The organism is Microcoleus asticus IPMA8, from assembly GCF_013179805.1.
GTDB classification, from domain to species: Bacteria; Cyanobacteriota; Cyanobacteriia; order Cyanobacteriales; family Microcoleaceae; genus Microcoleus; species Microcoleus asticus.
The window spans coordinates 1-12,092 of the sequence record NZ_SRRZ01000099.1; the positions used below are offsets into that span (position 1 = coordinate 1).

Below are 12,092 nucleotides of genomic sequence, written 5' to 3' on the forward strand. Positions count from 1 at the left end.
GTTGTAAGTTATTCATTTTTTTATTGTCACGATCGAGTATTGCATATAATTGTACCGTAATCATGATAATGATTTAGGATTGCTATATAGCCCCAACTGAATCAGGGTTAGAGTTAAAACAAGGATCAGAATCGAGTGAAGGGATGACACTTGCTAAGATTGAGACGCGAACGAAAGTTCACACAGTTCTGCCGTCGCAGGTGTATGAAAGAATACGGTTCAATAGTTTAGCCAATCGAAAATCTACATAAACCCAACATTGAAAAACCCGGTTTTTTGAAGAAACCGGGTTTTTCAGGAAGCTAGAGGGCGTTTAATTCTGCCTGGTTGGTCGATCGAGAATCAGGAAAGAGGGTTAAAGAAAAAATCTAAATTTTCCATTATTCCTTCTTCCTTCCTTCTTCCGTCTACTTAATCTCTCTAAGCGTGAGAAGCTGTAGCCGTTTCAGCTTTTGGGTGCTGGCCGTCTGGCGCCAGGGATTCCCCTTCAATAAACGAGCGCAACATCCAAGCCATTTGCTCGTGCTGTTCCATCAAACCAGTTAAAAAGTCTGCGGTCCCGTCATCGTTAAACTCTTCACCGCACTGTTCGACGTGTTGGCGGAGATTGCGAATTACTAACTCGTGGTCATCAACTAAACGCGATACCATTTCCGTAGCCAAAGGCAAATCTCCCATATGTTCTTTAATCGAGCCATACTTCAGAAAACCCTCAGCAGTACCAATTGGATAGCCACCTAAAGTTCTCACCCGTTCGGCCATAGCATCAATATTTTCTGTCAGTGCCTGGTAGTGTTCTTCCCACAACTGGTGGAGCGAGCGAAACTGCGGGCCAACTACATCCCAGTGATACTTTTTGGTTTTGATTAACAGCAGATAAGCATCTGCCAGGTCGTGATTCAATAGTTCGATAACGCCTGCACGTTGCTCGTCAGATAGACCTATGTTTAACTTACGCATTGACATTTTTCCTTCAACTCTAACTTTACATTTATTAAAACAAATTTCGACAGCCACTTACATCAACCCAGAGGACGATCGAAGACGATCGAACTTTAGTAAAATATCTGCATTTCAGGTTAAAGTAATCGCAATATAGATACCCTTAGATAGATGCAAGGAAACTTATTGTTCTGGCTCGCCTTTGTTTGGCGAACACAGCGATTGGGTGGCAGGTGAGCCCCCGCTCAATCCCGCTATAGAAAAAGGCTGCACTCTAATTGCCACTAACAATCAAGGAATTTATGCCCAAGTTAACCAACATCGCACACACTTAATTGTGCGGGCTGCTTTAAATGACGGCATAAGGGACTTGCCATTAAATATAACCCCAGTTATCCTAGAAGGCTAGGAAACGGATTTTCTGACATGAGCGGTAGTTCCGACCTCTGTGATTGGGATGCTAGAAATGATATTGAGTGAAACCGTTAAATCGATGTTCAAGGATGCTGCCAACAAACTGACGGGCGATCGCCGTCGAGACTTTATGGCGGCAAAAGTAACTGAAGACTACTTAAATGGTTCAGCCCGGAAAGTTGCAAGATTTCTAGGATGGAACCCTTAATAGTGTTCAACTCGGCTTACATAAACCAAGATAATCTTGGGTTTCTTAAATCCTGAACTTGGCAAGGATATTGACTTAAAAAGTGATGTAAGGATTGTTCATTTGCTAATCTTACCACTTTGGCACTAGCTGCTAGAGCTTTAGGCGGTATTGAGGAGAGCCTCCCTAGATCTAGAGGCTTAAATGCCTCAAAACTTCTAACGTCTGAAAACAAATTTCTATAATAACCGCAATATTCATCGATACAATTAAGGGTAGGTGAAGCAGCAGGGTCTTTATCCATCTACGGCAATTGGGTTTGAGCAATAATTTTTCTTGATTATACTCTTGTGACAGTGACAGAAGAGCGATAAGCCGAATCAGGGAGATGTATAGCATGGCCTGTGAGCAAGCAAGCCGGTAATCGCCGATCATCCTTGCTCAACCGTCGATACCAATTGAGCCAACCAAAAGTTTTTTCAACCACCTATCTTTTTTTCAGTAAAACAAAGCCTTGGGTCTGTTGGAGTCGTAAAACCACCTGAATAATCCATCCCAAGCTATCCATCACCCACTTGAGAAACCGTTGGCCGCTGTCACCTCGATCGATCCAGATCAAATACAGCCGTGAAACCCTTTGTCCTATCTGGTAGACCGAAAGAGAGAACCTATTTGCTCGCTTCACGTTCAGTAACACTTGCTGCTGTGACCACCACGCCACTAAGCCGAAGGTATCAACGGCAGTGTGGCGTTTTCGCCCCTTGCTGCATGAAGGCTTTGTCAAACCGGACGCTGTGATGAACCATCGTTGCAGTGGCAACTGTTGAAACCAGGTTTTTAGCGGATGGCGCGTCCAGGACAAATTAAAAAAGCAGTCCTCAGTGTTTGCCCAAAGGAGGAGATCGAGGGCATTGCAGTTTGTCCTATCTGGGGAATACGGGGTAAAGTAGCGGTAGGAAAGATTTATCCATACTTTTACTAACTGTGCTACTTTCATTGTTAGCTGTAAACCATCATGCGGGAAATCTGCCAGAGCGTGGAAACCATATTTCAACTGCTGTTAGACGAACTTAAAAAGTCCACTCGCGCGTCTGAGCAGAACTGCCAAGATGTAGCAGGGCGACTCGCAGCAGAAGTCAACAGGATATGCACTGAAAGCCAGCGGATTCAAGCTTCCGGAGATATAGAAGGTTCAGCCCAGAGCCTCGCTCAGCACCGCTTGCAACAATGCCTCCACTATTACAATTTAGGCTCCGGGCCCGGGCGAGTAGAATTGCACAGTACCCTCAGCGCGATCGTCTATCGCTACATCACTCCTCCGCAGGTGCAGTCTAGCTATCAGGCGCGAGTAGAACTGATCAAAGATTTTTTGCAAGGATTTTATCTTGAAGCTTTAAAGGCATTCCGGCGCGAAACCCAACTACCACTCACCTACAGTCCCCGCACTCGCTTAGAACTAGCAGAGTACATGGCTTTTGTAGAACGCTTCGGCAAGCGGCGCATTCCTTTACCTCGGAACCGCAGCCAGCAACTAATTATTTTACGGGCCCAAACCTTTTCCCAGCAGCAGCCCAAAGAAACCTCCGTAGATATGGAACAAGCCGCCGACGGAGGGGCTTCTGATTCCGACCAAACTTGGAACGACACCTCGGTGCACTCCGTGCGGGAAGCGATGGCCGGGCAGGGTTCGGCGGCAATTCGTCCCCTAGGCGACGAGTCAGAATCTCTGCGGCAAAACGTGATTGACGAATTAGTGGCTTACTTGAAAGAGCGCAACCAACAAGACTGCGCCGATTACTTCGTGCTGCGCTTGCAAGACTTGCCGACTAATGAAATAGAGTCGCTTCTGGGCATAACTCCCCGCCAAAGAGACTATTTGCAGCAGCGCTTCAAGTACCATTTGCTCAGGTTCGCCATGTCCCACCGCTGGGAACTCGTTCACCAGTGGCTGGAAGCAGACTTAGACCGCAATCTGGGTTTGCTGCCTTCTCAGTGGCAGGATTTTGGCGAGCAAATTGGCCCAGAGGGACAGCGTTTGCTAAAGTTGAAGCAACAAGGTCTGTCAGAGTCAGCGATCGCGCAAACCCTCGGCAGCACGGTAGCCCAGGTACAGAAACGGTGGTTTAAATTGCTGGAACTTGCCTGGGAATTGCGAAATCGTTCAGATTCCGGAGAAGGGGCATCTAGTGATGAATAACGAAACGAACAGGGATGCAGAGGCTTTCGAGCGCCATTTTTTAGACTGGATATTGCAGGCGCCAATCGCGAATGTCTCTAGCGAAGATGAGGAAAACCTCAATCCGCCCCCTCGCTCACAAGAGTGGGGCGATACAGAAGAGAATTCCGGGGTGGAATACTGGGAATGGGACGAACCAGACCCGCTGGACTATCAAGTGGGGGGGCACAACAATGCACCCGCACAACCGCTGACAATTGGAGAAATACCGACCGTGCAAGACCGTTTTCAGACCTTGTTAAAACAAAGGCTTAGAGCCGAAATTGAATCCAACCCGCCGCTGTTCCCCTGGGAAACAGAATTCAAAAGCTACGACCACGATTACCCAGACGATGTAGCCCCGCAATGGGTTCCCCCCCTACACCTCTGGACTCCCCAACTACAAAATATCAGGTGGGGCCGCCTGCCAATTCCGATCGCCCAAGGGGTTTTTGCTCAACTGCTAGAACCTTGTCAGGAACTGGTAATGTCGTCGCTGCGGCAAGGCTCGAAGTTAGTTCGCGCTGTAGATGGCTTGTTTCCGGGCCAGTCTCAGGAACTCAACGAATTAGCTGGTTTAGTGCTCAGAGGTTCTTTGCGGGGACTTCTAGATTTAGAAGATTTCCCGAATTACGAAGCGGCGAGTACCGATCAAAAAATGGTGCTGTCGCTGTTGGCCGCCAAGGAAATCATTGAGTCTCTAACTTTGGATTGTCCTGTGAATCAGTCGCCGGTCTCGCGGGAGTGGCTGACTGGTTTGGGTTCGCTGACTCTGGAGGCTCAATACCTGTCGAACCGCAACAGAGAACAGCCAATGCCGTGTTTAAGAGTTGATTGCCAATTTCCAGGGGCAGGAAGTTTGGAACTCAAGGGAGGAGATGCCGAAGCAACTGCACATCGTCCAAATTCCGGGCATTTAAGTGTGGAGTTGTTTGACCCACAACCTGACAAGACTTATGCCCTAGAAGTTCGATTCCAAAACTTTGAGACTCGACCTTTGATGTTTGCTATTCGTCCAATTTTGGCAAGACAAGATAGCAACTAGAAAGGTCTAATTAGAGTAAAGAATTTAGGTTTTTACTCTGTGGTTTGACCTCACACAAAAACAAATGCAATTCCTCGACTTCTGTCGTGGAAAGCCAAAAAAATTAGATATTAGTTCAAGCCCCCAGATTCATCTGTGAAGTTAATCTGTGGATTCAATCTAAAATCTAATGAGACAGAAATAAGATTTAGGTATTAGTTAAAACCCAGATTTATCTGTGGATTCAATCTAAAATCTAAAATCGTTTGACAGGGAAATAAGATTTAGATATTAGGTAAAACCCAGATTTATCTGTGGATTCAATCTAAAATCTAAAATCTAAAATCTAAAATAGTTGGATGGGTGCACATGACAACTGATAACCTGCGAAATATACCTGTTTTGGGTAAGCTGTGGGAGCAGATTGAGGCCATGCCTCCGCCGGTGATTGAGGATTCTTTACTGCTGCGAATCCTAGTTCAGTTGTTGGTAATTGTGGGAATTGTAGCTACTGACGTTGCTGCTGAAGAACCCCTGAACCTGTGGGCTGTGCCTGTTAGTATTGTGGGAGCAACTTGGAGTTGGTACCGCCGCCGCGATCGCAATGTAGCTGCTAAGTTCTGCATAGCTATTGGAATGCTGGTGGCGCTGTTCGCTTTTTTTAGCCGCTTGGTGGGAGAATTGAATGATACGCGGTTAGTTTTGGCGCAACTGTTAATCCAACTTCAAGTGCTGCACAGTTTCGATTTGCCCCGCCGCAAGGATTTGGGCTATTCGATGGTAATCGGGTTAATTTTGTTAGGGGTAGCAGCGACTCTCAGCCAAACCTTGACTTTTGGGCCGCTGTTGTTGGTGTTTTTGGCTTTAGCGCTTCCGACTTTGGTTTTGGATTATCGATCGCGCTTGGGATTTTTGAAGCCAGAAGCCATTGGCGAAAAAGCACAAGGTAAAGGGAAAAATGAAAGCCTGTCGCTATTTGCTGCTACTTTATCCCCAAAGTATTTTGGTTGGCTGCTGCTGATAACTATCGGGTTGGGGCTGACTATTTTTGCGTTTTTGCCGCGCCTCCCTGGCTATCAGTTGCGGACTTTTCCGGTGAGTGCTCCTATTGAATATCAGGGGGAGTTTGACTCGCGCAGCATTCTGAATCCGGGGTATGTCAGAGGGGGAAATCAAAAAGGAACTGGCGGAGGAAGGGGGAGAAACCCTGACAAAGGGCCAGGAGAGGTGGACTCTACTTTTTATTACGGTTTCAACCAGCGCATCAATCAAAATTTGCGGGGAGAAATGAAACCTCAAGTGGTGATGCGGGTCCGATCGCAGGCTGCGGGTTTTTGGCGAGTGTTAGGCTTTGACAAATACACCGGTCAGGGTTGGGAAATTTCTCGCAACGAACAAGCTCAAAAGCTGAATAGACCTAGGTGGTCTTATCAATTTTATCTGAATCCTTTTCCCAATGCGCCTCGGACTCAAGAGGTGATTCAAACTTATAATATTGTTGCTCCATTGCCGAATTTGATTCCGGCTTTAAGCAAGCCGAAGGAGCTTTATTTTCCGAGTCCAGAGGTGGCAGTTGATGCGGAGGGGGGTTTGCGAGCGCCTGTGGAATTGGGAGACGGGGTGACTTATACGGTGATTTCTAATGTGCCTTTTCGCGATCGCTCTTTGTTGGGAAAAACTGGTACTAAATACCCGAAAAATATTCGCAATTTCTATTTGGATGTGCCGCCGAAAATTGCCCAGAAGGTGCGAGAAAAAACTGAAGAAATCTTGGCGGCAAGAACTAGAGTATCTCAGTCGGACAGACCGATCGATTCTCCCTACGAAAAAGCTTTGTATTTGGCTCAATATTTAAAGCAAAATCCGAATTACAAAATAGAAAAAGCTTTGCCTTACTTAGAGGAAAGTGAAGATTTAGTCGAGGCTTTTCTGTTTGGCTACAAAAACACCCAGGCCGGCAAAAAAGTTACAGGTGGATATCCAGACCACTTTTCGACGGTACTGACAATTATGCTGAGGTCGATCGGGATTCCGGCGCGGCTGGTGGGCGGTTTCGATACGGGGGAATTCAACCCGTTTACTGGTTACTATGTTGTGAAAAATACCGACGCTTTTTTGATGACGGAGGTATATTTTCCAAATCACGGCTGGTTTGGTTTTAATCCGATTCCCGGTTATCCGCTGATTCCGGCTTCGGTGGAAGACAACCAGACTTTTAGTGCGCTGGAATCGTTTTGGAAGTGGATCGCGGGTTGGCTACCGACTCCTGTCAGAAGCGGGCTGGATTCAGTTATAGGTTTTCTAATTGGCTGGATAACTTTGATTGTGGGTTGGTTTCTGGGACAGTTTGCTAAGGGTTGGGTGGGGTTATTTACTGGCTTGATTGCTGCGATCGCCTTTGGCTTTATGGGCTGGTTAATTTGGCAAGTCTGGCGCAAGTGGCGCCACCGCCGCTGGCTGGCGAAGTTGCCGCCGGTGGAGGGGGTTTATCAGGAAATGCTGAAGGATTTGGCGAGTAGGGGATTTGCCAAGCAGAAAGCTCAAACGCCTTTGGAGTATGCTGAGGCAATGCGCGGTAATCATCCCACTGATGAAGCTGAGGTGATTGATGAAGTTTCGCAAGCTTACGTGCGCTGGAAGTATGGCGGCGAAGCGGGTAATTTGAACCAGTTGCGGCGGTTGGTGCAAAATTTAAGACGATCGCACTTGAAGAAACTCAAAAAGCGCTGGTTTTAGGCGATACTGATCGCTGAGATGCGGTGATGAGGCGGGATGAACAGGTTTATAACCGTTTTCCGTCAAGTCATCGGTTTGGTAAGTTGTCGGGGGAGGAGTTTAAGCGGAGGGTGGAAGTTTGGGAAAAGAAGGTTTTGCAGTTACCTGTAGCTTCTAATCTTTCTCGTAATGCGATGTTGAAGACCTAGGGGCAGGCGACTGGACAATAAAAAAATTAATACTAATTGCTCTATTATTTCAGGATTAATAAAGACAAATAAAATATTTTATAATATCAATCTACTTTTAAAGCATTATCTAGTTTTTCTAATCTTGGTATTATCCATCTATTCTTCCAATATTCAATTAACTGATCTTTTTTAAATGGTTTCCATTGTGGTATATTAGATTCTCCTAAAAGATATTCTTGCCAATTTTCTGCTAATGGACAACTATAATAGCCCCTTTGCCAACCAATACTTACCATATCTTCTGAAAATCCTAATTCTCTAAGTCCTTTTTTTAAAACTCTCATTTTCCAATTGGGACCTTGACCAAATTTATAAGTATTAAAAAAATCTTGAGGAACAACTTGTTTGATTAATTCCCAACTTCCATTAGCAGTTATATGTAAATGACTTTGACCTTTCGTATAACCAAGAAATTTCCAATTCATTAAGCGATTATATATAGCAGATTTACCAAAAGCTCCTAAAGTATCTATATATACAAGTTCGGCTTGTTTATTCTCCCCAGAAATAAGAGATATTTTATCTTTGTATTTATTATGAAAAGCTTTTTTAACTTCTGGAAACATTAAGCATAAAGCAATTAATTTACCTCCAAAAATTAAATTATAAGGTGGTACTGCTCCTAAAATATAGGCAGTCATACAATTATATAACCTTTGTAACTTTTGTTCTTTTGTCCAACCAATATATTGATCTCTTATTCCTAAACCGATAATAGGATCGCTCAATCCAAAAATACCAATTAACTTATGATTCTGTTCGTCAAATACTAGAAAACGTATTCTTCTACCATAACCATTTGTAACAGGAATTGACCAGAAAGATGTAGCATAATTCCAAAGTTCTCTTTCATTCTGATTGTCAACAATTTGTAAGTACGGATTAACTTTAAGAATATCTATTTCTTCTGGTTTGGCTAAACAATCTTTGAATTTACTTTCATATTTTAGTCCTCCTAAATTAGTATGTTGAGCTAATTGTTTTTGCATTAATTTTAAGTCATCAGCAATTAGCTTTTTTGAATCAAAATCCCATTCAACGCCATACTCTGCTAATTTTGCTAATAATTCTATTCTGATTCTATTTAATTGTTTAGGGTTCATATTTAAAGTGTATTTTGATTAAATAAATTACCCTGAGATTGTTCTACCAATTTATTAGCATCTTTAAATTGACTAAATTCTGTAAACATTTGAATAAATAAAGGAGAACCTGTAAAAGACAAAGGAGAAATGGGACCGAGAAACATAAAAGGATATTGTTTATTGCTTTGAGGATCAACAAATGATTTATATAAGCTCAAAGCTTGTTTATCACTTACTAATTCTTCAATTTGTCTGTATTCACTTCCAGAAGTTAGACCATATCCAAACGCATAAAGTCTTAATTGTTGGATAATTTCTTTATGTAAGGATGCAATAGTTTGAGTTATAAACATATAACCTAAACCATATTTTCTAGTTGTTCTTACTCCATCAACAAAAGCTCTTGTTAAATTAGACATTTCGCTACTATCATCACTACCAAATGACGATTTAACAAATCTATGAGCTTCATCAAGACAAATTAAACAATTTAATTTTTTATCTTGATTAAAAGCATCTTCACCAGCTACTTTTAAAGTAATACTAATTTCTCTTAAAATCAGTGCCTTGATTTCATCATTCTCTGCAAAAGTTGCACCTCTTCCTTGAATATCTAAAAAAACAATCGGTTTTTGTTCATCTGTAACAGATTTTTGAACAATATACCATAAAGAAGTCCTCTTATTACCTTTACTATCTTCTTCAAGAAATAAGTCTAATACAGGCTGCCATATTTCTTCTTTAATTCTTTGAAGTTCCACAGGATTATTCATAATGTCATCAAGAGTATTTTCTAACCGCTTTCTTGATTCTTTACTTGCATAAATTCTTTCCAAAGCAACACTATCATTTTTAAGTGATTGAATTAACTGCTCAAGTAAATTATTAGGAGCTTTTTTTAGCTCTGTTTTTTCTGTTTTTGAGGGAGATAAAATATTTGCTATAATTATTTTAACTCTTTCAACTGCATCTTCTTGATTTCCTTTGCTTTTAACACCAATGTTTGCATAAAAATCTGCTTTCAACAAAATAGAACAAAATAGGCTTACAGCGTTACTTTTTGTTCCTAGTCTAATTTGATTAGTTAAACTATAAACTTCAACCTTTCTACCTAAATTTTTTAAGGAATCATGCAATCCAAAGGGTAAATCTTTATCACTGGCAAATTGATTTTGAGGATCAATAAAAATAATTCCCATATTTTTATGTCTCGCATATCCTAACAACATATAAGCTGCTAAACCCGATTTTCCTGATCCACTTTTACCAAAAACACCTATATGATAAGCTTCTCCTGCACCTGCTTTTTCATGAGCTTTAGCATCTTTTGGATCTCTATCAAAATGTTTTAACCAAAGTGGCATTTTCACATCAGTAGCATAAGCATGGCCTAAATAAATAATTTGATTTTTATACTGTGCTAAAAGGTTATCTAAAATTTCATCTCGAACTGAAAAAATTGGAGTACCTGTAGCTGGAGATGTTCCTAATATTCCTTCGGTAATTTTGCCATCTGGTGCAATACTAAAGCAAGCTTGTACATTTAATTTAGCCGTTCTGACATCAGCTTTTCCACTTAAATGTGGAAGTGAACCTCTACGCTTAATTATGCCTCTAAAGGTTAAATCTTCATGCCAACGATTTTTAGTTTCTATTTCGCTAATTTGTCCAATAACGACTAATTTTTCTTGTTCTTGTGGTTGAATAAGACATACTAATTGTCCTAAATTTCTCTTTTTTTCGCTTTTTAGATTAATGTCAATAAGAATTTCTGTGGTATTACTTGGCGAACCAACACTACCAATATTAAATTCATCTTGGTTATCGAGTAAATCAAGCAAATCCATAGTTTCTCCTAAGTATTAATTAAGTTCTGTAAGATTGGGTAAGTAGTTGAAGAAAATCAGGGTTATCACTAAATTGATATTGTACCACTGCTCGTAGTGCTTCTAAACCTCCACTAATGCTTTTAGCCATCATATCAGCTAAATACTGCGGGTAAGGTTCTTTGATTTCAGTAGAAACAACTTGCTCTTTAACAGCTTTTAATACTTTAGCAAGTTCAATCTCCGTGTTAGCACAGTTTTCCTTAATTTCTATTCTATACGCAGGCGACCACTTATAAGGTTTGTAATAAGTAAAATATACTTTTCGATTTTTAGGTAAAGCAATTGCTTTATTCAACTCCTCTTTAATATTGTGTCGCTGTCCATGAAAATGGAATTTATCAGAAACTGAAATATATAGATTACCCCACACCTGTTGTGTCTTAGGAGTTTGACCGACAGGTAAAGGTTTTGTAAACTCATCTGAGTTTAAAATTAATGTCATGATTGTTTTATCGTCAAGCTTTAAATTAAAATTCTTTAAAACACTTAAACCAATGTCTTGCGAAGAATCATATTTAACCATATAAACAACATTAGGATTCGTCATCGCTTTTTTGATAGAATCCATAACATCAAATTTAGTAATTATGTCCCATGTTACTTGTTGAATATGAGGCTCGTCTAAAGTTGACATACTGGTTAAACTATTAATTCCAATTACAGGTGTTTGATGAGAACCATCTGCAATTACTACATCATGGGGAGTTTTACTAATTACTAATAATTCTAAAGCTGTCATAGCTCCTCTAGTTACTTTAGGATTACTTTCAGAACTATGAGGAAGTACATCTTGCCAATTTTTATATTGAACTGAACTCCATTTTCGCTTATCCTCTCTTACCAATCCTTCCACACCCACAGCAACAGCAATTAAAGTATCAGCACCGATAGATTTTTCAATAGCCTGTCCTCCATCAACTGCTGCTACAGAAGGACTTGAAGGATTTTCTAAATCACCAACTCTACAAATTAAATTATTATCATCTAATGTTTGATGTAGTGTTTTTCTTTGTTGCTGTAATTCCTCAAACAGTGGTTTAATTTTATCTGCTATTTTGGGCGCATCTTCTAAAATATCTTCTAAAAGTTCGTCTGGAAGATTCGCATAACTATCATTTTGGTTATTGCTCATATTAATTCACTTAGTTTTTGATAAATCCGATCTAACCACACCGGAATCACAGGCTGACCAGACTGTAAGGAAGCGATCGCACTCTCCCTATCAAACTCTACCACTTGGAGCGATCACTATGAATGAATCCCAGCACAACCTAAACCGCCCCAGCGAAAGCGAGTTGGTAAACCCCGGTTCCTTCTCCCTCAGCCGTTGTAGCGTCATGGCCGCCTGTACAATGACAAATAATTTGTTA

The 12,092-nt window shown here is 41.4% G+C and carries 10 protein-coding genes and 1 pseudogene; 5 read left to right on the forward strand and 6 right to left on the reverse strand.

Annotated elements, in window-relative coordinates; all coding sequences use genetic code 11:
• Positions 1-420 precede the first annotated feature (420 nt).
• Positions 421-960: a Dps family protein gene (locus E5S67_RS22920; RefSeq protein ID WP_172190677.1), complete on the reverse strand. Its 540-nt coding sequence runs from the start codon at positions 958-960 to the stop codon at positions 421-423.
• Positions 961-1,168: 208 nt separating this feature from the next.
• Here E5S67_RS22920 and E5S67_RS22925 point away from each other — a divergent pair, with 208 nt between their 5' ends.
• A complete protein-coding gene (locus E5S67_RS22925; protein ID WP_172190678.1) occupies positions 1,169-1,351 on the forward strand; it encodes a hypothetical protein in 183 nt (60 codons plus the stop codon).
• A 57-nt stretch (positions 1,352-1,408) separates the two neighbouring features.
• Entirely contained in the window at positions 1,409-1,564 is a 156-nt protein-coding gene (locus E5S67_RS22930) for a hypothetical protein (RefSeq protein WP_172190676.1), read from the forward strand.
• A 397-nt stretch (positions 1,565-1,961) separates the two neighbouring features.
• Here the strand turns inward: E5S67_RS22930 and E5S67_RS34850 are convergent.
• Both E5S67_RS34850 and E5S67_RS22935 read right to left on the reverse strand, forming a co-directional pair.
• Positions 1,962-2,048, reverse strand: a pseudogene (locus E5S67_RS34850) (IS5/IS1182 family transposase); the annotation flags it as partial.
• Positions 2,031-2,540: a hypothetical protein gene (locus tag E5S67_RS22935; RefSeq protein ID WP_172190679.1), complete on the reverse strand. Its 510-nt coding sequence runs from the start codon at positions 2,538-2,540 to the stop codon at positions 2,031-2,033. The pseudogene E5S67_RS34850 and the gene E5S67_RS22935, both read right to left, overlap by 18 nt.
• Before the next feature lie 18 nt (positions 2,541-2,558).
• On the opposite strand from E5S67_RS22935, the gene hetZ reads away from it, so the two are divergent.
• From hetZ to E5S67_RS22950, 3 genes are all read left to right on the forward strand, one after another.
• Positions 2,559-3,740, forward strand: a complete 1,182-nt coding sequence (gene hetZ / locus E5S67_RS22940; protein WP_172190680.1) for a heterocyst differentiation protein HetZ — start codon at positions 2,559-2,561, stop codon at positions 3,738-3,740.
• Entirely contained in the window at positions 3,733-4,803 is a 1,071-nt protein-coding gene (locus E5S67_RS22945) for a hypothetical protein (protein WP_172190681.1), read from the forward strand. Before hetZ ends, E5S67_RS22945 begins: the two co-directional genes overlap by 8 nt.
• A 348-nt stretch (positions 4,804-5,151) precedes the next feature.
• On the forward strand, positions 5,152-7,518 hold the full coding sequence (locus E5S67_RS22950) for a transglutaminaseTgpA domain-containing protein (RefSeq protein WP_172190682.1): 2,367 nt from the start codon (positions 5,152-5,154) through the stop codon (positions 7,516-7,518).
• A gap of 274 nt (positions 7,519-7,792) precedes the next feature.
• Here the strand turns inward: E5S67_RS22950 and E5S67_RS22955 are convergent, their stop codons facing one another.
• From E5S67_RS22955 to E5S67_RS22965, 3 genes are read right to left on the reverse strand one after another with little or no spacing between them, the layout of a single operon-like run.
• The gene (locus E5S67_RS22955) at positions 7,793-8,851 is read right to left on the reverse strand and encodes a Druantia anti-phage system protein DruA (protein WP_172190683.1); all 1,059 of its coding nucleotides are present in this window, start codon (positions 8,849-8,851) and stop codon (positions 7,793-7,795) included.
• A gap of 2 nt (positions 8,852-8,853) precedes the next feature.
• Positions 8,854-10,680: a helicase HerA domain-containing protein gene (locus tag E5S67_RS22960; protein WP_172190684.1), complete on the reverse strand. Its 1,827-nt coding sequence runs from the start codon at positions 10,678-10,680 to the stop codon at positions 8,854-8,856.
• A 19-nt stretch (positions 10,681-10,699) separates the two neighbouring features.
• Positions 10,700-11,854, reverse strand: a complete 1,155-nt coding sequence (locus E5S67_RS22965) for a DNA double-strand break repair nuclease NurA (RefSeq protein ID WP_172190685.1) — start codon at positions 11,852-11,854, stop codon at positions 10,700-10,702.
• Positions 11,855-12,092 lie beyond the last annotated feature (238 nt).